We start from the raw sequence: 22216 nt of genomic DNA, 5'->3' as shown, positions 1-22216 counted from the left end.
GATCTATGACTAGATTAATTAATTGAAGTAGCTAATTAATTTTAATTCCTTTCTTTAATTCTTGTAGAACACCTTCGGAAAGATTCTGACCCTGCATTTCTTCATTAACGATGACAATACATCCCAATTTTTCAACAAATGGAATAATGAGGTCATTAATCCATTTATCATTTTCATTATTCCTGCAAAAACGTTAATGTATTTTTTTCGATTATCCCAATATATTATTTAACTCCTTTTTCAACTTTTCTATTGCCTCAAGAAGTAAGTTTTTGGGAGCAAGAATATTAATTGCATCTGTCAGCAGTTCTAGATGCTGCAATTCCAATTCCTTTTGTTCTTTGGAGCCAAACATTTTCCATACATTTCGGTAGCTTTCTGTTACGGTTTTAAAATCCGGCATTTTTTCAATATCTTTATGCGTCGCGGTCAATAACCACTCGCACAATTTTATGTTGGGGATTACTATCCTGTCCCAATATTGATCTGAAATGGGTTTCTTAGAATGAAATTCCTTCATTTCACGCAAATTCTTCTTTATTACTTGTAATGATAAACCCGAAACGGTAACATCATCCATATTAAATTTTCTCCATTCACAATTTGAGGAAATACAAAAGATAATTTCCAGTGTTATCCAGTTTGTATATGCATATATTCTATTGTCTTTTCTGGCTCCTGAATAGGCGAGATAATAGTTTTTACTTGCTTCCTGCAATATGTTAACAGCATTCGTTTCATTGATAGTTTTATACATCCTGATTTTTCTTTTATATGCACTACCTTTTAAGTTATACCTTTCTGTTGAAGGACTCAACTGTATAAGTGCATCCAAATCTGAAATAGCCTTGTCAAATTCTTTTTCCAAATAGCTGGGATCATTTTCTTTATCAATTCTTTGGATCAGGTTTTTAACTCTGATATTACAATATTGTTCAATTGCTGCGATAGAATAAGATGTGTTTTCCGATCCCAGCAATTGTTCAAATTTCTTAATGGCATTATCATAATCATTCAACGATTTAAAAATAAATGCTTCAAATTCTGTAATAAGTGGAGTGCGCAGTTCTTGTTTGTCCACCTCGGCAGAAATCGCATTTAACTTTTCTATTGCTGCTTCAGTGTTTGTTTCTCCCATAGTAAGATCGTTCAGAAGATTCGACAATTCAATCTCAGCCTGGGCCGAAATCACATAATCCTTTTCTTTATCACCCCACTCTATTTCTCGAAGTGCATAAAAAGGATCTCCATAACACTGATAAGCTCCCCAGGTATTCTTTTTGGGTGAGTAAATTTTTTCTCTTGACAACCTCACAGCTTCACCAAACGACTTTCCTTCAAGCATATACGTATAAAATTCCTTAGCAAACGCCAAAGCTGCGGTATCATCTACCGCCCAGCCGGCAACAATAACCGCTTTAACCCCATTCTCTATCAATTGCATGCCAATACTTGCCGCTAATTTATAACGTTCCCGGAAAAATTCTTCTGCAACTCCATCTGTTTTTCCGAGAAAACAGCAATTCACAAATACTAATTCCGGAGTTGCGCTCATCTGGGCAATCTCAGCTGTGGTCAGAAAATTGTTTACACCAATTACCATTCCTGATGGTTGGTCCGGATCGGAATTAAAAATACCGTGCCCCGCCAGATGAACTATCTTATAATTGGAACTTACCAACGCAGGAACGATTGTATCGGCAGATTCGTTAATCAAAGAGGTTACATTATAACCGCGTTCACCTAACAATTCAGTTACACGTTGCGCTTCTGCACGGGCGCCTGACAGTTGGGTGAGAAATCCATTAAGATCAGGATCGCCGATAACTAATGCAATATTTTCTGTAACAGGTTCTATTATTAATCTGGAATCGCTTGTAAGTAACTGTCGTATCATTCCACCGCTAATGCAAAGAGGTTTGGCATCCATATTATTGTCCTGTAAAAGCTCCCAGGGAAATCTTGCTGTATACTTATCCAGTATCCAGGTAATATTTCCATGTTTTTTTAATCGGCTTTTAAAATCATTTGGGATGAGTAATTCAAAAATGGCTCTGGCTTTTTCATCAGTCCAATTGTTATTTGTTGATATACTTTCTACTAAATTTTCTACTATCCCAGTACTGGTATAAATCGTTCTAAGATCTTCCCGGGCTGCGCCTGTTGAAATGGAAAAGCGCATACCTTTTATTTCGCCTTTCTTATTTTCCACTTTTGTTATTGATATTCTGTTCCACCATTCACTACTCTGATTTACATTCATCTGTTTATGTGAACCATCCAGTAATTTGATTCGGTTAGACTGAAGTGCAATATTGAAAGAACCTCCCTGTTCTTTACACATTCTCCGAACGGAATACATACAACTTAACGCTTTGTCTTCATAGCGCTCAATGAATTCCGCCAGCTCGATTAGTTTACCTTTTTCTTTATATAGGCTTTTAATTTTTGCATTGGCGTTAATAATGCCCTGCAAAATTGCATTGACAGAACTTTCTATTGATAAGCCACCGTAGCCGCAAGCGATAATAAGGGAAGTTATACCAATAGGTTCAGTAACCGTTGAAGGTGAATTTATTTTATCGTGGCCATCATTTATACTTAGCAAATACTTCGTAATACTCTGTTCTATAGTTCTTATCAGTTCAAAAGAGGTCAAATTATCTGGTTCACCCAATCCTACAATAATTGCTCCCGCAAACCCCGTACTGTTGTGTGTCAACAAAATTTCATAAGTTCCAATATCTCCGGGATATATACCTAGCTTGTGCTGTTCTTTCAAAAGATTTGCTAGAAGAGTATTAATCCTATTTTCAGAATATAATATACTATCGTTTTTAAAATGTCCCGCCAGTACCGGAAATGAAGCATATTTCAAATCCCCGTGGGATACCTTAATTTGTAATGGAAGTTCACTGGAAATAGTCTCACTTTCGTCAGAAATCCCCAATATGGTATTTTGCAGACCTTCCGGCGAAAAATCAAAGTCACTTATCTCCGGTTTCTTAAATACTTTTTGATCGCTCCTTATTACAGGTCTGTTATTACTTAATAAATTGGTTTTCCCTTTTACAAGTATTTCCTTTATTCCACCAAAAATAGCAGGAACATTTGCTAAATTCCCATGCGAATAGTTTACATAATATACAGTATTGGCTGCAATCATTGGCTTTGGTATTCCCATTTCCCATGTAACGCTCTGGTCACCTTCTGCGGTGCTAAGAAACGTCAATTCTATTCCTCGGGCGGTATCTTCTATACGGTAGCCGCAGGGAGTATGCTTATAATGTCCTGCAATATATACAGCATTGCTAAAATCAATTGTTTTGGCATTGATGATTTTATCCCTGTAATCTTTAAAGTTCGTAAGATCTGATTTATTAGGTATTGGCCATGGGTCATCACTAAATGCTTTTGCCATTTTATTCCAGATAGAAATGTTGGTAAAATCATTGTCTGCATCTATGTTAAATGGTAACAGGCAAAGTAAACCTGGATAAGCTGAAAACATTTCAAGTAACTTCTTTTTAGAATGGACAATATCAATTTTACTTAGTTTTCCAATAATATCATCCTCCCCAAACAATACGTTGTTGATACGGAAAGAACCGCCCAAAGGCGAACCAAGAAATATTAACCTGAAACCGGTTGAATCATTGAGTCTTTTCCAGGTCTCGGGATGAAAGACCATAAAATCTCTCACCAGAACCCCGCCCATAGAATGACCAATAATTTTAATAGGTTGTTTCAGTTTCAGTAATTCATTTATTCTGGCATTAAACTGCCCTGCTGCCTTTTCCAACGAAATCCTCCAGTCGAATGGAAAAATGACAACATCATATTCACTCTGCAATGCATCACCTAATTTTTTATAGGAAGATTTTATAATCGATTTAGCTTCAATATTATTTTCAGTAATAGAAAGCCTGCCGAGTCCGCCAGTGAGAAATCTTAAATAATTTATCCATACCAGATCATCTTTTTGGGTTAAACTGGAGCCCATAATTCCCGGCAATAAAACAACAATCGGTTTCCTTCCAGTAGGCTCCGGAGTCGAATATTGCCCCCCATCCAAACCAAGCACTGCATTTCTTTCTGCCTCCCCTAATGTACCTCTGAAATGATCTGTAAAACCATCTATGGCACCAGAACCTGTAAACTTTAATGCAAGAAGTATAGCGCTATTTGTTTTTTTGTTTTTAAAGTAATGAAAATGATCCACATCTGTGCCTTCATCAAAAAAGTATTGGAGATGATTTCTTCTTTTCGAACCATTATACATTGACCTGGTATTAACTACGAGATCGTTATCTTCTAAATAGAAAAGTTTACTGGCAATGATTACCAATGCCTTCAGGCTTAGTTTCATTTTACAATTCCCTGAAATAGCTACAACAGGTTCCCCTATGGAAATAATGCTTGATTGGTTATTCAGTATTGTTATAAATGCGGAGTCCGGTTTCATAGCTTCTAAACCAGGTAATACACTGATATCATTTTTCTGATTAACTATGGCAATAAGCAAACTTTTCATTGCGGCATATACCGGGCTTACGGCTAATGCTGGAACAGTACCTAGCAGATTCAAGCTGATATTAAAAAAGTGATCCAGTCTTTTAGATAAAAGGGTGGTACCGCTTGTCGGGCAGGCAACACGTATAAACTTTTTAACAATAATTTTTTTTTGAGGATATATTTCCTGAAGTTGCCGGATACACAAAACATCATCATCCCTTCCTTCATCTGCCAGGAAACCAATTTCCTGCTTAGTAAACCCCGTCTCTCCTCCTGAAGAGCTGCTAAAGCGACAAAGTATTTCCCCGACTAAACCTCCCCTTGAATGGGTAACTATATGAATAATGGAATTTTCTGGTAGTTGTCTAACCAGATCAAGTGCATTTTGTAGTGGACTCTTAGTCAGTGTTTCATGCTGAAATCCCAATACATTATTACCATAAGTGCTAACAATATGGCTCCACAAATCTGTTCCAGTCAGTTCACCAAAGGAGCTGGCTGTCGACGAATTTGTGCCATGTATAAACAATAAAAAGGGATCGGATGTCTTTAATCCTTCAGGTTCCAATAGTTCAAAATTCCTGTTAATTTTCACCAGACCAGTCAACTTCCCCATTTGCTTTATTTCAAGGTCGCTTGCAATAATCTCTATGGAATCACCAACTTTTTTCTTAGCAAAAAGGTTAAATATTTTTAAACCAATCTTCCCTATCAAATTTCTGGAAGAATCATGGTTTTCCAATTCCAATGGTAATTCAAAAGAATCCCCATCCCTATTTAGTAAATAACTGCCTGGGTAAAAATCTTCCAATAAGTCGGGCGGACCAAGCCATCTTGTGTCATCATCAAATACAAGTTCAATAATATCATTTTTAATATCCAATTCTAATGGCTCAGATTTGGCTCCACCTCGTATTTTACTTGATATAAGGATACTTTCTTTTAATTCAAGCATGGGATGCACACTATCAAGAACCTTCTTTATGTCTTGTTTTTGTCCGTTAATTGAAATTTTAATTTTTTCCATTTAAATAGCATTGTTTTTTAAAAATACACACAACTAACTGCAAGTTAGCCATTTATATTTTACCAACTTAACAATTAATAAGTTTTTTATTATTATTTATTTGGTCAGTAAAAAATGAAATACATTAATATTGGAAATTGGAACTTTGATAATATCTATCTGCTGTTTTAAAAATAAATTGGTGACTAATGAAATAAATTATTAATTTTAATAGATTAAAATTAATAAGAAAGAGATTACCTGAATTAATTAAAAAACTAATCCTATGACCAAAGTACGCTTAGAAATTGACAGTATCACTATTCATCGACCAAAAAAAAGATGGCAAATTTATTTTGTTGTTATAGCTGATCATCCCACAGAAGATAATAAAATGATTGTGACAACTTTACCACAGGGCCCTATAAAACTGAGTCCTTTCAACAACAATTTATATCATTTTGACACTAGTCAAGAAGGCGCTGAAGGATTATTTTTAATGAGTAGAAAAATGCCTAAATCAAGAGAACTCAATGTACATCTATATGTCAGACATTCAAGGAGCAAACAAAGAGATTTGTATGAAGTATTAAAAAATGTTGAAACAGGATTAACCGGAGAAACTTTCGGCATGATAACTAACGTAGTAGGAACAGCAGCTGTACCATGGTTAGTTATTTCAAAAAAAGCAATTAGTATGATTGGCAATGTGCTATCTAAAATAAATGATCGTGATTTAGGTTTTATCAGTGCCTTTGAGCGATTTGGACCTGAGTTTGAAGATCAAACTGAAATAGACAGAGAAAAACCAGGTTCCGATTGCACTATTGTTTACAGCTGGTCAGTAGAAGATTAATTTCAAAAATATTTATTTATATCTCCCCGATTATTAAAACGATTAACTTCCCCTAATAAAAAAATGTACCGGCAAAAAGGAGTAAAGCAGGTTAAAAACAAATCAAAATGGATAAAAACCTAATTAAAGGAAGGTTGTGTATTAGTTCAGGTATAATTGTAGTGCTTATAAGTGCAAGTTTTATGCTTTTTAGCAAAGTCGAAGCAGAATTTTTGCAAGCTACTTTTTTTTCAGATTACGCACTTTTTTTTCAATACTTTTCTGCTTTTATAATCTTTTGCGGATATCTGATCATATTATTAGGAAAGCAATATTTAGCAAAAGAACAGAGTATAGAAAAAGTACTACTCAATTCGAAAAAAAAGCCAGTTCTTTATCTCCGTTCTTTCATTTCTGATAAAGAGGTAGAATTGGCTTCAAGCAATGGTATCATAAGGATTGAGCAAACTCTTGAAGATAAAATTAAAATGGCTACAAAAATATTGGGTCCTCTAATCGCCATAGGTGACCCAAATGAGGATATGCCTACACTAGGGGCAGCAAGAAGTTATTATGACAATGAAGAATGGAAAATTCGATTTCAACAATACTCATTAGAAGCACAACTAATAATCCTTTCGATAGGTTTAACCGAAAGTATAATATGGGAATTGTCTGAATTATTAAAAATGAAATTAGAAAGTAAATTACTATTGCACCTTAAACTCAATCAATCAGAATGGGAGCTTTTCTTACTAAAATTTAAATCTGAATATCCTGATGCAGATTATTATTTTCCTTCTAAAATTACAAATCCCGCTTTAATGTATTTCAATCAAAATATTGCAACATATTTCAAGCCTTCCAGTCGATTTCAATATGCCTTAAACATGTACCTTAAAAACGGAGATTATTATATTATTCGAAGTTATTTGGAAGAATTTAAAGGTGTAAAGAAAAGATCGCAAAACTTTTTTAAATTTATTATTACTATTATTATCATACTAGCTATTACTTTTTCACTGATGATTGTTGCGCATCCGGACATAATAGATCTATTAAATGATTAATTCATAAACATTGAAAATTAAAATTCAATATTTCTAAATATTTCTAACTTTGATGTTAAAATTTAATTTGTCTGATTTTTATATTAAACATGTCTACAATTCAGGTATAAGTACCTGCAACGAATAATGCCTGCAGGTAAACAGCTAAGTTTTCGTTGAAAGTGTCTAATTAAAGATACGATGTTTAAATAAAAAACTGTTTTTTAAAATTGTCATTAACACTTATTCTTCAAGCCTTTAATATCTTTTTTTAACTCCAAAAACATTTCTTTTACACTTGTAACTTCAGAGATTTCTTGTTTCTTATCGCTCCTACCGATATTACACACAAATTCCCAAATTTCAAGAATATCAGAAACCTTGACTTCATAAACGGGGTAAAAACTGTTGTCTGATTCCACAGCCAGTACATTTTTCTTATTTTTATTCAATCTCTTATACACCATACCTTCGTTTTTAGTTATTAGTATATAAGTCCTCCCATCCTTAACGTCTCCCAACTTTTCAATATAACGCCCAACGATAATTGAGCCATCTTCGTGTGGCGGCATCGAGTCTCCTTCCACGGGAAAGCCGCGGTGTTTTCCAGGTCCTAAAAAGGGTAAGGAGATTTGTTGCAAATTTTCGATATATTCGGGGTCTGCATAACCATTTAAATAGCCTGCCTTGACTTTTTGAGTCACCACTTCAATAAAATTTTCTCCATCCTTATCAACAGTGATCGGCAACACCAACCTGTTACCTTCCAATTTCAACAAATCATCCATCGGTATTTTTCGCACATCCACAGAAAGTAACAGGTCAATACTGATGTGGTAATAATGAGATATTTTCTTCAGTATTTCATAAGGAGCTTCCGAAGTCCCGTCTTCATATTTGACATACCTACCTCTTGTTATGGCTAGTGACTCCGCAAGCTTTTCCTGTGAAATTTTCTTTTTTACCCTAAGGTTTCTGATGTTGTCGGAAAATAAAGACATGTTGATTTTGTTACAATTTGTAACAGCAAATATAATCAATTTTGTTACAATCTGTACTAATTTTGTAATGTATAAAAGAAGATGATTATGGAAAGAGCAATTGTACATATGGATTTAGATACTTTTTTTGTTTCCTGTGAAAGACTGGGTAATTCAAAACTAGAAGGAATACCTTTGATTATTGGTGGCGGTGACCGTGGTGTAGTCGCTTCTTGCTCTTATGAAGCCCGTACGTTCGGGGTACGTTCGGCTATGCCTATTAAAATGGCACTCCGCCTCTGCCCACAGGCAAAAGTGATGAAAGGCGATATGGAACTGTACTCCAGACTATCGCATGACGTTACCGAAGTAATCCAGGAGAAAGCACCGATAATGGAAAAGGCCAGTATCGATGAATTTTATCTTGATATTACCGGCATGGATAAATTTTACGGGGGCTATAAATGGACCAACGAGCTGGCACAATCCGTTACCAAAGAAACCGGTTTGCCTATAAGCTTTGCCTTATCGGTTAACAAAACGGTTTCCAAAATTGGTACCGGTGAAGCCAAACCCAAAGGAAACCTGGAAATACCTGAAAATAAGGTAAAGCAATTCCTAAATCCACTGTCCATTCAAAAAATCCCTATGGTGGGTGAGGTAACATTTCAGCTGCTTTCCCGAATCGGTATCCGTACGATTCAGACACTTTCAGAAATGCCTGCGGAAGTATTACAACGGATGATTGGCAAGAACGGCATCGAAATATGGAAGAAGGCCAACGGAATAGATAATAATCCCGTGGAACCTTATACCGAACGGAAATCAATTTCAACGGAACATACTTTTGATCAGGATACCATCGACATTCAAAAACTGAAATCAGTGCTTATAGGTATGGTGGAAAAATTAGCTTTTCAGCTGCGTTCGGAACAGTGGCTGACCTCAACTGTTGTAATAAAAATTCGGTATGCCAATTTCGATACCGAAACCAAACAATGCAAAGTACCCTATACCTCAGCCGATCATATCCTGACAAAGAATATTACCGACTTATTTGATAAACTATACCAGCGCCGCATGCGACTCCGACTGATAGGAATACGCTTCAGCGGACTCGTCCGAGGCACGTATCAAATTAATATGTTTGAGGACACTGAAGAAATGCTCTCATTATACCAGGCAATGGACAGGATGAAGGACCGTTTCGGTTTTGACGCTGTGATGCGCTGCGCTGGTGCCACGTTCAAACCCAATAACAAAGCAGCAATTTTAAAACGTAAAAACTAATCCATGTACCTCAACTGTCATTCCTTTCATTCCTTACGCTACGGTACCATACCGCTCATCGACCTGGTACAGCAGGCTCTCGCATCCAATGTGAAGGCTATGGCATTGACAGACATCAATACCGTTACCGGTATTTATGATTTTATAAAGGCATGTAACGAAGTTGGCATAAAACCACTGGTGGGTATGGAATTCCGTACTGGCAGTCAGCTTCATTATATTGGGCTCGCCAAAAATGCAAAAGGGCTTTCAGAAATGAACCGTTTCCTTACCAAACATAATTTTGATGGTACTTCATTGCCTTTGGAAGCACCTGAATTTAATGCTGTTTTTATAATTTATCCATTTGAAAATGTACCAGCGGTTTTGAAAGAAAACGAATACATCGGTATTCGTCCGGAACAGCTTCCTAAATTGTACCTGCAGGAATGGAAAAACAAACAGCATAAAATGACCATCCTGCAACCGGTAACATTCCGTACAAAAAAGGAGTTCAATTTGCATAAGATTCTGCGGGCTATTGATACTAACATCATTTTATCCAAACTTACTGAGGATGATTATTGTAAAATTTCCGAGGTGATGCAACCTTTGGAAGAACTTCTCGCAACCTATAGCGAGTTTCCTGGGATAGTGGCGAACACCGAAAAAATAATTCAGGAATGTAATTTCGAATTCGATTTCAAAACCCCAAAAAATAAAAAGTATTATACCAACAGTAGGAAGAGTGATATGGCTTTGCTTACAAGCCTTGCACACCAGGGACTTGTCTGGAGATACGGCAGTAATAACCCTCAGGCAAAAGCCCGAATTGAAAAGGAATTGAAAGTTATTGATGAATTGGAATTCAGTGGCTATTTTTTAATAACCTGGGATATCATCCGCTATAGCAATAGTCGGGGGTTTCTACATATTGGACGTGGCAGTGGTGCCAACAGTATCGTGAGTTATTGCCTAGGTATTACTGACATCTGCCCTATCGAATTGGATCTGTATTTTGAGCGTTTTCTGAACCTGAATCGTAAAAGCCCTCCCGATTTTGACATCGACTGGTCCTGGAAAGAACGTGACATTATACTCGAATATATTTTCAACCGCTACGGTGCTGATCATGTAGCTTTTTGCGGAACAAATGTCGAATTCAAATACCGCTCGATATTTCGGGAAGTTGGAAAAGTATTTGGCTTACCCAAGGAAGAATTGGATTTGCTGGCTAAAAACCCAATGGCGCTGCATGATACCAATACCATTGTAAAGTATGTCCAGCAATACGGTATGATGCTTGAAAAATACCCCAACCAGCGTAGCATGCATTCCTGTGGTATATTGATTTCCGAAGAACCTATTACGAATTACACCGTGTTGGAAATGCCTCCAAAAGGTTTTCCGATTGTTCTCTTTGATATGCATATTGCCGAAGACATTGGTTTTGAAAAATTCGACATCCTTAGCCAGCGCGGTATTGGTCACATCGATGACAGTGTGAAGCTGATTAAAAAAAACCGTGGCATTAAGGTAGATATCCGCAATACATCGCTATCCAAAGATGAGATCAAAGCCAATACATTTTTAGAACGTGGTAAAACCATCGGCTGTTTCTATATCGAAAGCCCGGCCATGCGTGGATTATTGCGCCGTCTCAAATGCGACAATTATAAAACGCTTGTCGCAGCTTCCTCGATTATACGTCCGGGTGTGGCACAGTCCGGAATGATGAAAGAATATATTTTCCGGCACAACCATCCCGACAAGTTCGAATACTTCCATGAGGTATTTAAAGAACAACTTGGAGAAACCTATGGCATTATGGTATATCAGGAAGATGTGATCAAGATTGCTTTGCATTATGGAGGACTTCCCGCTGCTGACGGTGATATTCTGCGCCGTGCCATGAGCGGAAAGGGTCGCTCCAAAGCAGCATTGCAAAAAGTAAAGGATAACTTCTTTGCCTCCTGTGCACAAAAAGGCCATCCGGTAAAACTAAGCGAAGAAATATACCGTCAGATCGAATCCTTCGCTGGGTACTCGTTCTGTAAGGCACACTCTGCTTCTTATGCTGTCGAAAGTTATCAAAGTCTCTACCTCAAGGTATATTATCCTATTGAATTCATGGTAGCTGTCATCAATAACCAGGGAGGATTTTACCGTACCGAAGTATACATTCACGAGGCACGGATGTCTGGAGCAATCCTACACAATCCCTGTGTCAACAAGAGTGAATACGAAACTACCCTATATGGTATTGACGTCTATCTTGGCTTGATGCACCTGGAAGGGTTGGAAACTAAAATAGCACATGGCATAGTTATAGAGCGGGAGCAGCACGGCGAATTTAAATCCCTCGAAGATTTCATCAACCGCATTCCAATAGGTATTGAAGGCATACAGATTTTGATTTTTATCGGAGCCTTCCGCTTTACTGGTAAAACAAAAAACCAATTGCTGGTGGTTGCCAGACTAATTATGGTCAATTTCAAACCCGAAAACAGAAACCTGATGCTCCTTCAGGAACCGGTCAAAGAGTACAAGTTACCTGTGCTCGAGCGCTCTGCCTTTGAAGATGCTTTTGATGAAATTGAGCTGCTGAGTTTTCCGGTCTCCTGCTCTCCATTCGATTTATTGCAGACAAAATATCGTGGACACGTAATGGCAAAAGACTTATTAAGCAACCATAAAAAGACGGTGAAGATGCTGGCCTATCTTATTTCCAGAAAACACGTGCCTACCAAAATGGGAGCCATGTATTTCGGAACCTGGATTGATCATGAAGGAGAATATTTTGATACCGCACATTTTACAAACAGCCTGGAAAAATATCCTTTCCAAGGCGGCGGATGCTACCTACTCCTTGGGAATGTAGCAGTAGATTATCACTTCCCAACGCTTACCGTTACCAAAATGGCTAAAATGCCTTTTATCCCTGATCCCCGTTATTCCAACACAACTGACAGGCAATATAAGGTTCATCAACAGATCAGAGAAGATGTAAGCATGACACATCGCGCACCTTATCCACAGGAACATGAAATTAACCTGCCGAGACAGAAAATGGAGCTGAGCGCAAAAAAAGAGGCAGGCGAACCATTTAAGACTTGATACATAGCGCTTTGACCAACCGCTTATACAAGAATAACAATACAATTCACGTTATATAATAAATGAAAAAACAGGAATACGCAATAGTAGATATTGAAACCACAGGCGGTAATGCCAGTGGTAGTCGCATTACAGAAATTGCCATTATTATCCATAACGGAACAAGGGTGGTCGACCGTTGGGAAACGCTCGTCAACCCACAAAAGGAAATACCGTTTGCCATTTTTTCGCTTACAGGCATTAACAATGAAATGGTACGTGATGCACCTATTTTCGATGACATTTCTGAAAAAATTTTAGAGATGCTTACCGGCCGTATTTTCGTTGCCCATAATGTCAACTTTGATTATTCGTTTATTCGCCACCAACTCGAAGAAAGCGGATTTAAGTGGACAGCGCGAAAACTGTGCACCGTTCGTGCAGCAAGAAAGATTAAGTCGGGATTGGGTTCGTATAGCTTTGGTAGACTTTGCCGTTCGTTAGACATTCCTTTGACAAACCAACACCGTGCAGGTGGTGATGCCGATGCTACAGCCCTATTATTTTCCCGTTTGCTGGAATGGGACGTCGAAGGAGAAATCGAAAAAATGATAAAAAATACCGCACAAGATCAGCGCTTACCTCCTAATCTGCCTCCTAATGACTTTGAGCAATTACCTGAAAAAGCAGGAGTATATTATTTTTATGATCAGACAAGGAAAGTAATTTATGTAGGAAAGGCAATCAACTTAAAAAAACGTGTGGCTTCCCATTTCAGTGGGCATAATGTCAATCCACAAAGGCAAAATTTCCTGCGGGATATTCACAGTATTTCATTTGAAGTTTGTGCTACAGAATTAATGGCGCTGTTGTTGGAGTGTACCGAAATCAAGAAGCTATGGCCAATCTACAACAGGGCACTAAAGCGCTTTGATCCAAAATACGGACTTTATGAATATGAAGCACGTAGCGGATACAGATACCTGGTAATTGGAAAACTGGGCAAATTTCAAACGTGCATAGAGTCTTTTAATAGTTTGTATAAAGGTATAAATGTATTGCGCAGCCTAGCCGAGCAATTTGGCATTGATAACAGATTCTGTAAATACGGCACGGATGACCGAGGAGAATTGCTCCCAAAACCGGACCGGACCAATTTACCTGAAGTCGAACAACACAACCGGCAAGTCGAAAACGCCATTGATTTTTTATTAAAAAACAGGCCAAGCTTTGCCATTTTAGACAAAGGCAGGTCTGCTGAAGAACGCAGTTGTATTTGGGTTGAAAAGGGTCACTTTTATGGCATGGGATATATTGCGTCGGATATTGGATTTACTGATCCTTCCGAGATAAGGGATTATGTCACTCCATACAGAAGCAATCAATATAGTATGCATTTAATCCTTACTTATGCGGAGAAATATCCGGGTAAGGTTCTTTTTAAACAAACACATAAGGAATTATGACACTCTTCAATGACACCGAAATATTTACATCAGGCAATGGCGGAAAAAAGGTTTTTGACCTTCCGGATACCGAACTCATGCTATATGACAATTTTTTCACCAAAGAGGAATCCGACCACTACTACACCATCCTACTTAACAACACGTCATGGCGTGAATCTGCTATGGAAATTTACGATAAAACAGTTACTGTCCCAAGAATGATTTCCTGGTATGAAGACAGAGACAATCCAGGGGCCGATCTGACCAAGCCTGACTGGACACCCGAATTATTACTAATTAAAGAACGGGTGGAAAAAGAAACACAGGTCCAATTTAACTGTGTTTTGCTAAACCTTTACCGCAATGGGAAGAATGGCGTCGCATGGCATAGTGACCGCGAACAGAATTTTGGCAAGGATGCAATTATTGCATCGGTTAGTTTCGGTGAAACCCGAAAGTTTTGCCTGCGTCATAAGTTCAGGAAAGAGATTCCTCAGGTAGAAATCCCCCTGCATCATGGATCACTTTTATTGATGGCGGGAACAACCCAAAGTTTTTGGCAACACCAGGTACCAAAGACGGCAAGAGACATCCTGCCCCGTATCAACCTTACTTTTAGACAGATTAAGCGTCAATTGTAATAAATTACTGAAAGTCTCCCAAAATGTAATCAATAAATTATTAATTTAGTAATAGGGCTTGCCAATGGCAACTTAAATGAAAAAATGACTGACAACAAAGAATTAATCCGATTTTTAGAAGCACAAAACCAAGTGTATCTAAAGGCGCTCTCCGAAATAAAAAACGGTAAAAAGACCACGCACTGGATGTGGTATATCTTTCCCCAAATTAAAGGACTGGGCTCCAGTGAGACTGCACAATATTATGGAATAAAAGATTTGAATGAGGCGACTGCCTATTTACAACATCCCATCCTGGGTAAACACCTGGTTGAAATTTCTGAGGAAGTATTAAATCTCAACGGAAAAACGGCAGCTGAGATATTTGGAACTCCTGACGATATGAAATTACGTTCCTCCATGACATTATTTGCAAACGTGAAAAATGCCGATCCTGTATTTCAGCAGGTATTGGTGAAATATTTCAATGGATTACCCGATAACCTCACACTACAATTATTAAAGTAGGATATGGGTCGCAAATGCCAGGAACTACGGAAAAGTACAGTAAAGTGAACAGTTCCCAGAAAAGAGAAATGATTAATCGGTGTTTTCCGAATATTAAAGCAATAAAAATTAACAACTTAAATTATACAATATGTATAATTATTTAGTATATTTGTCTAATGAATTTTAGCATAAAATGAATGTAAAAATATTAAAAATAGCAGCGGATATTTTAGTAGATGCTAAAATTTCAGATTCAAAATCAATAAAGTAAACCTTCCTTCGATGACTGATGGATGGAGGTTTAATTTTAGAAAACACTCAAAAGGCAAAGGTTTTGAAACCTATGTTTTGGTATGTGAAGAAACTCCTAAAAAAATTGAAGGTTGCTTAATTTTTGAGATGAAAAGTAAGATAGAACCTTATATGGCGTTTATTGAAGTAGCACCTCATAATAAAGGTAAGAAATAAAGAATATGAAAATGTCGCTGGTTGTTTAATTGCGTTTGCCTGTAGGCTGAGTTTTAAAAAAGGGAAAGGTGATTATCTAGGCTATTTAGCATTTGATGTCATGGAAGAAGATAAAAAAGACGAAATAAAATTGATGGCTTTATATTCAACAAAGTATAGTGCGCTTAGGTATGGTGAAACCACTATGATTATACCACCAGTTGGAGGTCAAAAGTTAATTAATGAATTTTTAAATTAATGGATATGAAAAATAAAGAAATTCAAATTGAGGATATTTGGAATGATAAAAAGAAAGGTGAATTAAAAAAAATTATTTCATCTGATGCTGTCAAACAATCCAAAGAAAGAGTATTGACTAATCAATTGCTTTCTATTCAATATAAATTAGAAGATTATATTCAGAATGATAGTGACGATGTGGAGGTTTTAAAAATTCTTGACTTTGTTAAGATGTATTTAAAGGTTCTTAACCTGACTAAAAAAGAATTAGCTACTTATTTTGAAATGAGAGATAGTAATCTCCATAAATATCTTTCAGGTGAAAGAAAACTAAATGCAAAATTAGTTTTAAAACTCAGTACATTCTCCCATACAAAGCCTGAACAATGGTATAGAGTTGAAGTAAAGAATGAGTTAATCGAGCTCAAAAAAGAAAAAGAAAACGTAGAATATTATAAAAAATTCGATTACCGTAATTTGGTTGGGATGTAAAAAAACCACAAGGAATTAACTAAGCTCTCATTTTGAGGGGATTTTCTGTGTTGCTTATTCCGGTGAAAATGTTCGCCCTATTCCGGTTTAAACTGGTTCTCTTTCAATTTTGGTAATATCGGAATCGACATGGATAATACTATTTCTTATTGAAAGCCCCCGCCCAATTAGACAGCGTCCCTGCATACTAGGAAGCAAATCTATTATTTAGTTTGACTCAAGATCAACAACACTAGCTTTGTAATCTTCTTTTTTAACACGGGTTGATTTACCTTCTTTAAGCTCTTTTTTGTTTTTCTCTATTTTTTTTACAAATTCAGGATTATATGATTTTTCTTTAGAAATCTCAAACTTGATTTTCAAAGCTTTCAATCACTTGCTTGTCCACAATAATATTTGTTTTGCCCACTAAATAATCAATAGAAACTTCCAATGATTCTGCTATTTTTTCTACAACTTCAATAGAGGGTTTTATATCTCCTCGCTCATATCTCCCGATTACATCTCCTGAAGTCCCTATGATTTTACCCAAATCTGCTTGAGAGAAACCTTTTTTCTTTCTAATGAGCATTATGTTTTGTCCTAGTTCCATAATTATAAGTATTAAAAATGCTTGTAAAGTCATTGATTAAACAAATTTACAAGAGTTAAAAGTCATAAACAAGATTTTTTTTGCCAATACATCGATAGTATCTTTCTCCTCTAATACATCACTATTTTATGAAAACACCTAATTTGATGCATTACCATAATTGCGTATTTAACCACTCGTACCTTTTTTTATTTAGGTTATTTATATTTAATTATTTTCCTAATAAAATATCAAGCAAATTTATCTCACAAAAAAAAGCCCTCATTTCTGAGAGCTTGATTATTTTAATATTTGGTATATTTCAAAAACGAAGATTTCTTTTGTCCACAATTATATCTTGATAGATAACTCCAAATGTCCACCTAAACCGAGTTCAACAATTTTTTGAAGTGTCGAAAATCTTGCTTCTTTTACATTGTTTTCAATTTTTGAAATATATGATTTTGTAGTTCCCGCTTTTGCAGCAAGTTCTTCTTGTGTTAACCCTTTTTGAAGTCTGGCATCATGTATCATTGCTCCAATTTTAAAATTTTCGTAACCAGCATCAAGTTCATTACGTTTTGCAGTGCCAGTTTTACCGTAATATTTGTCCTTAAATTGGTCAAGTGTACTGATATTGTTATTTTTCGTTTTCATATTCGTTTTTGATTTTAATTGCTTTTTCAATTTCTTTTTTTGGAGTCTTCTGCGTTTTCTTTTGGAATCCGTTTGTTAGAATTATTAGTTGTCCTTCATCAAAAAAGCAAAGGATCCTAAATATATCACTTCCTTGCTAAATCCTAATTTCAAACAACCCTTCTGTATTTTCAAGGTGCTTAAGGTACGTTTCAGGAATCCTTTCTAATTTTTCTATTAATTCGAAAGTCCAGATAATTTACGCTTTAACTTTTTCGCGTTGCTTTCGTTGTTTTCTCATATTACAAATATATAAAAGTTGTACCAAAGTACAACTTTTAGTTAGGTAATTTTACGAGTCAATTCCTAATGCCAATATGATTTTTCCATTATCAGCTTTATAAACCTGAATATCTGTCAATACTAAATCAGCAATATCGTGTCCCCAAATACCATTTTATCAATAATACGAAAGTAGATTTAGTTTAATTATTTTCCTAAAAATTTCTTACCTATAACCAATAAAAAAGCCCTCGAATGAGGGCTTTACTTTTTAGCAGCTTAATTTATATTATAATGAGCTAGGCTTTATTCTTACGATTTTACCATCCTTCATGACAACTAAATCGCTGTTTGCTTTCTTTTTAAACTCAATTAATTTTTCGTAAACTTTATCCATTCCGTCTAAAATCTTCTTTTGAGTCGATGTTGTTTTGTGCTTTTCCATGTTTCGCTGTTTTTAAGTTTATCGAACTTAATATTATTTAATTTTTTTTATTTATTAGGTTTTATAATATTGTAAGTATATTCAATCATGTTTTTTTATGATCTATTCATCTTCTCGCATTTCATGGGATACCAATGTCAAACATTACATCAGAAACGGATTATACGATAACTTACCCAATACCATAAAAGCCAAAATTCCCAAATCAAACAAGCATCGTTGGGAACATGAAACAGCCGACAAGTACCTCGGTTGCGAAGTCGCTAATTTTATAAAAGAAGAATTAGAGCTTATAAAACGAACTGGAGAATCCAGAAATGCAAAAAAAATAATGGAAGCTTATTTCAAACTTTCTGATACCTATCATGAGATTATCGGTGAAATAAAAGGAATCAAACGACAAATAGCTTCACAAAAAGAAAAATTAGTAAATGTCATCAAAATGGTAAAAGACATAGTTCCCGTTGAAAGTGCATTAAAAGTCTTCAATATTTCCAGAGCTACCTATCACAATTATAAAATATTGGTTATCAATAAATGCGAGTCCTCGTATTTATTGTGGTGTGTCAAACAATACCCGCACCAACTATTAAAAAGGGAAATTTTATGAATCAAAAAATATATGGAAAATCAAAACTATCTGCATTGGTCTAAATCTTCCGTTTACTTGTTGGCATTACGAAACAAAGAAATCTCTTTTGGTTTGACTACTTGGTATAAATACTCCAAATTATTAGGATATAGTACAACAAGACACCTGCATCCGAAGAAATTATATGGCTCGCTGATGAGTTATAGACCCAATGAAATTTGGTGTGCCGATGTAACGATTCTGAAAACGTTAGATGATAAAAAACACTATATTCATTTTTTGATGGATCATTATTCTAAAATGATTCTAGGATACCGCGTTGAAAATAGTTCCAAGCCAAAAGCCATTAGAGATTTGTTGGAACAAGCATATTTGAAACACAAAATCAAAGAACCCATCACTTTAGTCACCGATGGCGGTGTGGAGAATGTAAACACCACAGTTCATGATTTTTTAGATACTACCAATCAAGATATCGAACACTTAATAGCTCAAAAAGACATTCCCTTTTCCAATTCTAAAATTGAGGCTTTCAATAAAATCATCAAACACCAGTTTTTGTTGCCCCAAAACTTAACCAACAGAAAACAACTTGAAACTGCTTTAGGGGCAAACGTGTTAACTTATAACACAATACGTCCACAACTCTCCCTACAAGGGAATACACCTCAAGAAACTTTTTTAGGAAAACTCATAGCTTTAAAAAGCTATAAAATCCATTTCCCTGAACATAAAATCCTGAGAATATCAGAAAACCAGCAAAATAGTTGTAAAGGTTGCAGGTAATATTGGAATAGTGAAAAACCAATTCCGGTTTTTCTCCTGCATGGTTTTTTTATTGCTTCAAAATACTCGTGCTTTATTTTGATAATATCATAACATCCTTACTTTTAAATCAATTCCTTATATCAATACTTCGGTAAATAATCACTTATTTCACTAAAAACCAATAAGATAAGTGGTTAAAAATTTGGCAATACCCGTAGATTTTCATATATTGTAAGATTATTCCGTAATTATACAATTTTGAATCCACAGGCAAGCCAAAATATTAAATCATTGATAATGATGTTATTAAGAAGCGACAAGTTTAATTTATTAACTAACCCAAGGAAAAAGTTTATTTCCAGTGTCCTTTTTTCATTTTTAAGCATCAAAGGTAGAATAAATTTCCTTCAATTGGAAAGGTATGGTGAATATTGCCAGGGCAAACGCATCATAAATTAATTAATTTCTCCAAATATTGATTATCCCACCCAGCTTTAAGGCGCTTACCCTTAACTCCAACTTTAGTGGTTTTTTCGTTTTTAAGCAGATTCAAGGCAATTTTAGTGAGGACAGAGAAGTCTTGAGCGGCATTAGTATCTCTTTTTCTGCTCTGATCTTCCAAAAATGCTACATCTAATGTCCAATGTAGCTTATTGGAGTAAAAGCGGCTGTGATACTTCCGCTTCCATCGTGCGAAGTGGTCAGAAAGATATACTTCTCGGTAACATCGTCACCATTGCCTACACGGATATAATCGGGCAGTTTGGCTGTAATAAATATGCGTTCGCCATCGCCCAACGCTCCTGCGGTTTCGTACAAAATTCCCTCGCCACCACCTACAATCTCATCAAAGAAATTGAACGCCTCACGGTTTTGTACAATGTTGTGATAGTCCTTGCCCACAACGCCTAATACCGCATTGTTATCGGTACGGATGTTGGCGTAATAGTTGGGCACTTCCAATTCGCTACTGCCTATCTCAATACCGTTTGCAGTTTCGATAATGCCCGAACCTTTTGTGTATAGCGGACTTTTAGCCACTTCATAGTCTAATCCTGCGTGTTTGATAGCTTCTATGCTTGTTGGGTATTGCTCCACGATTTGCCCCAAGCCGTGCCACGCTTTTTCTTTTACGCTAAAGAATGAATAATGTCCTGTGTTACTGTTGAAATTGATATTATGTGCCATGATAAAATGATTTTAAAAAGTTTGAATATTAGTTGTTAAAAAGGGAGGTCATCCTGTGTCTTGTTATTGTTGGTTCCTGTGGTAGCTTGTACTGTTTCGGATTTTTTGCCACCTCCGTGCAGTTTGATTTGCGAGGTATTGAAATTCAGCCCTGCGTGTGTTTCTCCGTCATTGCCTGTCCACGTTCTTGCACTTACCCTGCCTGTAAGTTCCACAAGAGTACCTCTAGTGAGTATCTTCGCTACCTTTGGGCTAATCCAGTAAGCACAATCAAAGTAAGTTGTCTGCTCTATACGTTCGCCCGCTTTATTTCGGTAGCTGTCGTTGGTTGCTACTGAAAAGTTTACTACTTGTTTGCTGTTCAACAATGTGCGTACCTCCGCATCTTTTGTCACTCTTCCAATGATGTTCATGATTTCTACTTTTTTAATTATTATTTTTTTGAAATTTTATTATTCGGCAATGAGAGGAGGTGCTGTTTTGTTTCATCATTACCATTTTTAATATTTTATTTCTCATTGCTGACATTTTTTTTATTCGTTTAAAGAGCCGGAGTATGCTATGTTTTGTTTCATGAGCATAAAAAGGTGAGTGTTTAGCAATAGCAAGGCTTTGATAAAAAATACAACCCGGATGGGTGGAGATTTTTTATCAAATCTGAAGGACCTGGCCTTGCTATTGCGTTAAGAACACGGAGTTACCTTTGCTCCTGAAATAAGACAAAAGCATACAGGTTTTTGAATAAAAAAATGAAAGGGAAGCAATGATGATTGTAGTGGCCAAGTGCAAATGAGATTAGAATGACACACCTGTCTCCTAAGATGGCAGCGAAGCCCAAAAACTATATTCACTACAAATAAAATCACACAATTGCATAACAATTATTAATAAAATGGCAATACTTTTTATTACATTTGATTTGTGAACTTCTTCGAAAAAATAGGAATTATATCTTCCGTTTTAGGAATATTATCGTTTTTTAAAATCGGTATAGATTTGCCAGCTCTTTTAAAAAAAATCTCATCATATTAAAAATATTGATTTTTCTAAAAAAATACTATTTATTTTAATTATTTGTTCGAAAATCTAATTATTTCAGCAATTAAAAGATTACAAATAACACTTTCAACTTATTATAAAAAAAGAAAAAAGCAACTCTTTATCAGGTTGCTTTTGTTACTTTAATTGATTTATTTTATGCTCTACATATACGTCAAAAGTGTATGT

At 35.9% G+C, this 22216-nt stretch carries 20 protein-coding genes and 2 pseudogenes; 12 read left to right on the top strand and 10 right to left on the bottom strand.

Features of this window, described 5'->3' with window-relative positions:
- Positions 1-211: 211 nt before the first annotated feature.
- On the bottom strand, positions 212-5542 hold the full coding sequence (locus tag ACNQGH_RS03195; RefSeq protein WP_417954538.1) for a CHAT domain-containing protein: 5331 nt from the start codon (positions 5540-5542) through the stop codon (positions 212-214).
- Between the two features lie 265 nt (positions 5543-5807).
- On the opposite strand from ACNQGH_RS03195, the gene ACNQGH_RS03190 reads away from it, so the two are divergent.
- Both ACNQGH_RS03190 and ACNQGH_RS03185 read left to right on the top strand, forming a co-directional pair.
- Positions 5808-6377: a hypothetical protein gene (locus tag ACNQGH_RS03190; protein ID WP_417954537.1), complete on the top strand. Its 570-nt coding sequence runs from the start codon at positions 5808-5810 to the stop codon at positions 6375-6377.
- 107 nt (positions 6378-6484) lie between these two features.
- A complete protein-coding gene (locus ACNQGH_RS03185) occupies positions 6485-7426 on the top strand; it encodes a hypothetical protein (RefSeq protein WP_417954536.1) in 942 nt (313 codons plus the stop codon).
- A gap of 215 nt (positions 7427-7641) precedes the next feature.
- Here the strand turns inward: ACNQGH_RS03185 and ACNQGH_RS03180 are convergent, their stop codons facing one another.
- A complete protein-coding gene (locus ACNQGH_RS03180) occupies positions 7642-8406 on the bottom strand; it encodes an XRE family transcriptional regulator (RefSeq protein WP_417954535.1) in 765 nt (254 codons plus the stop codon).
- 87 nt (positions 8407-8493) lie between these two features.
- On the opposite strand from ACNQGH_RS03180, the gene dinB reads away from it, so the two are divergent.
- The 8 genes from dinB (at position 8494) to ACNQGH_RS03140 (ending at position 16507) form a co-directional block, all read left to right on the top strand.
- Entirely contained in the window at positions 8494-9675 is a 1182-nt protein-coding gene (gene dinB, locus ACNQGH_RS03175) for a DNA polymerase IV (protein WP_417954534.1), read from the top strand.
- Positions 9676-9678: 3 nt separating this feature from the next.
- Positions 9679-12771 (top strand): DNA polymerase III subunit alpha, encoded by a 3093-nt coding sequence (locus ACNQGH_RS03170; protein ID WP_417954533.1) that lies wholly within the window; start codon positions 9679-9681, stop codon positions 12769-12771.
- A gap of 62 nt (positions 12772-12833) precedes the next feature.
- Positions 12834-14216, top strand: a complete 1383-nt coding sequence (locus ACNQGH_RS03165) for an exonuclease domain-containing protein (protein ID WP_417954532.1) — start codon at positions 12834-12836, stop codon at positions 14214-14216.
- Complete coding sequence (locus ACNQGH_RS03160) at positions 14213-14839, top strand: alpha-ketoglutarate-dependent dioxygenase AlkB family protein (RefSeq protein WP_417954531.1); 627 nt, start codon at positions 14213-14215, stop codon at positions 14837-14839. Before ACNQGH_RS03165 ends, ACNQGH_RS03160 begins: the two co-directional genes overlap by 4 nt.
- Positions 14840-14923: 84 nt before the next feature.
- The gene (locus ACNQGH_RS03155) at positions 14924-15346 is read left to right on the top strand and encodes a DUF1810 domain-containing protein (RefSeq protein ID WP_417954530.1); all 423 of its coding nucleotides are present in this window, start codon (positions 14924-14926) and stop codon (positions 15344-15346) included.
- Positions 15347-15610: 264 nt separating this feature from the next.
- On the top strand, positions 15611-15796 hold the full coding sequence (locus ACNQGH_RS03150; RefSeq protein ID WP_417954529.1) for a hypothetical protein: 186 nt from the start codon (positions 15611-15613) through the stop codon (positions 15794-15796).
- A 100-nt stretch (positions 15797-15896) separates the two neighbouring features.
- Positions 15897-16034: a hypothetical protein gene (locus tag ACNQGH_RS03145; protein ID WP_417954528.1), complete on the top strand. Its 138-nt coding sequence runs from the start codon at positions 15897-15899 to the stop codon at positions 16032-16034.
- 5 nt (positions 16035-16039) lie between these two features.
- The gene (locus ACNQGH_RS03140; RefSeq protein WP_417954527.1) at positions 16040-16507 is read left to right on the top strand and encodes a transcriptional regulator; all 468 of its coding nucleotides are present in this window, start codon (positions 16040-16042) and stop codon (positions 16505-16507) included.
- A 207-nt stretch (positions 16508-16714) separates the two neighbouring features.
- Here the strand turns inward: ACNQGH_RS03140 and ACNQGH_RS03135 are convergent, their stop codons facing one another.
- The 5 genes from ACNQGH_RS03135 to ACNQGH_RS03115 form a co-directional block, all read right to left on the bottom strand.
- Complete coding sequence (locus tag ACNQGH_RS03135; protein WP_417954526.1) at positions 16715-16870, bottom strand: DUF2683 family protein; 156 nt, start codon at positions 16868-16870, stop codon at positions 16715-16717.
- Complete coding sequence (locus ACNQGH_RS03130) at positions 16854-17132, bottom strand: helix-turn-helix domain-containing protein (RefSeq protein WP_417954525.1); 279 nt, start codon at positions 17130-17132, stop codon at positions 16854-16856. The genes ACNQGH_RS03135 and ACNQGH_RS03130 overlap by 17 nt, the downstream gene beginning before the upstream one ends.
- 297 nt (positions 17133-17429) lie before the next feature.
- Positions 17430-17765, bottom strand: coding sequence for a helix-turn-helix domain-containing protein (locus ACNQGH_RS03125; RefSeq protein ID WP_417954524.1), 336 nt, complete (start codon positions 17763-17765; stop codon positions 17430-17432).
- Positions 17719-17817, bottom strand: coding sequence for a type II toxin-antitoxin system RelE/ParE family toxin (locus ACNQGH_RS03120; protein WP_417954625.1), 99 nt, complete (start codon positions 17815-17817; stop codon positions 17719-17721). Before ACNQGH_RS03120 ends, ACNQGH_RS03125 begins: the two co-directional genes overlap by 47 nt.
- A 468-nt stretch (positions 17818-18285) precedes the next feature.
- Positions 18286-18441 carry a hypothetical protein gene (locus ACNQGH_RS03115; protein ID WP_417954523.1) on the bottom strand — a complete coding sequence of 52 codons (156 nt, stop codon included), beginning with the start codon at positions 18439-18441 and terminating at the stop codon, positions 18286-18288.
- Positions 18442-18538: 97 nt separating this feature from the next.
- On the opposite strand from ACNQGH_RS03115, the gene ACNQGH_RS03110 reads away from it, so the two are divergent.
- The gene (locus tag ACNQGH_RS03110; RefSeq protein ID WP_417954522.1) at positions 18539-19051 is read left to right on the top strand and encodes a hypothetical protein; all 513 of its coding nucleotides are present in this window, start codon (positions 18539-18541) and stop codon (positions 19049-19051) included.
- Between the two features lie 12 nt (positions 19052-19063).
- Positions 19064-19819, top strand: coding sequence for a transposase (locus tag ACNQGH_RS03105; protein WP_417954521.1), 756 nt, complete (start codon positions 19064-19066; stop codon positions 19817-19819).
- A 430-nt stretch (positions 19820-20249) separates the two neighbouring features.
- Here ACNQGH_RS03105 and ACNQGH_RS03100 read toward each other — a convergent pair.
- From ACNQGH_RS03100 to ACNQGH_RS03090, 3 genes and pseudogenes are all read right to left on the bottom strand, one after another.
- Positions 20250-20456, bottom strand: a pseudogene (locus tag ACNQGH_RS03100) (transposase); the annotation flags it as partial.
- A pseudogene (locus ACNQGH_RS03095) lies at positions 20444-20989 on the bottom strand (DUF932 domain-containing protein); the annotation flags it as partial. The pseudogenes ACNQGH_RS03100 and ACNQGH_RS03095, both read right to left, overlap by 13 nt.
- A gap of 35 nt (positions 20990-21024) precedes the next feature.
- Positions 21025-21402, bottom strand: a complete 378-nt coding sequence (locus tag ACNQGH_RS03090; protein ID WP_417954520.1) for a single-stranded DNA-binding protein — start codon at positions 21400-21402, stop codon at positions 21025-21027.
- Between the last annotated feature and the right edge of the window lie 814 nt (positions 21403-22216).

Origin of the sequence: Flavobacterium kochi (genome assembly GCF_048286715.1) — a bacterium.
In the GTDB taxonomy this organism is placed as follows: Bacteria; Bacteroidota; Bacteroidia; order Flavobacteriales; family Flavobacteriaceae; genus Flavobacterium.
Note: the sequence above shows the minus strand (reverse complement) of the source record. Positions and strands in the feature narration are given on the sequence as shown.

Bases quoted from the DNA above. Each gene is read 5' to 3' on its own strand.
- ACNQGH_RS03195 (WP_417954538.1), bottom strand. From the start codon at position 5,542: ATGGAAAAAATTAAAATTTCAATTAACGGACAAAAACAAGACATAAAG.
- ACNQGH_RS03090 (WP_417954520.1), bottom strand. From the start codon at position 21,402: ATGAACATCATTGGAAGAGTGACAAAAGATGCGGAGGTACGCACATTG.
- ACNQGH_RS03110 (WP_417954522.1), top strand. From the start codon at position 18,539: ATGATCTATTCATCTTCTCGCATTTCATGGGATACCAATGTCAAACAT.
- ACNQGH_RS03160 (WP_417954531.1), top strand. From the start codon at position 14,213: ATGACACTCTTCAATGACACCGAAATATTTACATCAGGCAATGGCGGA.
- dinB (WP_417954534.1), top strand. From the start codon at position 8,494: ATGGAAAGAGCAATTGTACATATGGATTTAGATACTTTTTTTGTTTCC.
- ACNQGH_RS03115 (WP_417954523.1), bottom strand. From the start codon at position 18,441: ATGGAAAAGCACAAAACAACATCGACTCAAAAGAAGATTTTAGACGGA.
- ACNQGH_RS03140 (WP_417954527.1), top strand. From the start codon at position 16,040: ATGAAAAATAAAGAAATTCAAATTGAGGATATTTGGAATGATAAAAAG.
- ACNQGH_RS03150 (WP_417954529.1), top strand. From the start codon at position 15,611: ATGACTGATGGATGGAGGTTTAATTTTAGAAAACACTCAAAAGGCAAA.
- ACNQGH_RS03180 (WP_417954535.1), bottom strand. From the start codon at position 8,406: ATGTCTTTATTTTCCGACAACATCAGAAACCTTAGGGTAAAAAAGAAA.
- ACNQGH_RS03105 (WP_417954521.1), top strand. From the start codon at position 19,064: ATGGAAAATCAAAACTATCTGCATTGGTCTAAATCTTCCGTTTACTTG.
- ACNQGH_RS03155 (WP_417954530.1), top strand. From the start codon at position 14,924: ATGACTGACAACAAAGAATTAATCCGATTTTTAGAAGCACAAAACCAA.
- ACNQGH_RS03145 (WP_417954528.1), top strand. From the start codon at position 15,897: ATGGAAGAAGATAAAAAAGACGAAATAAAATTGATGGCTTTATATTCA.
- ACNQGH_RS03185 (WP_417954536.1), top strand. From the start codon at position 6,485: ATGGATAAAAACCTAATTAAAGGAAGGTTGTGTATTAGTTCAGGTATA.
- ACNQGH_RS03130 (WP_417954525.1), bottom strand. From the start codon at position 17,132: ATGACTTTACAAGCATTTTTAATACTTATAATTATGGAACTAGGACAA.
- ACNQGH_RS03170 (WP_417954533.1), top strand. From the start codon at position 9,679: ATGTACCTCAACTGTCATTCCTTTCATTCCTTACGCTACGGTACCATA.
- ACNQGH_RS03165 (WP_417954532.1), top strand. From the start codon at position 12,834: ATGAAAAAACAGGAATACGCAATAGTAGATATTGAAACCACAGGCGGT.
- ACNQGH_RS03190 (WP_417954537.1), top strand. From the start codon at position 5,808: ATGACCAAAGTACGCTTAGAAATTGACAGTATCACTATTCATCGACCA.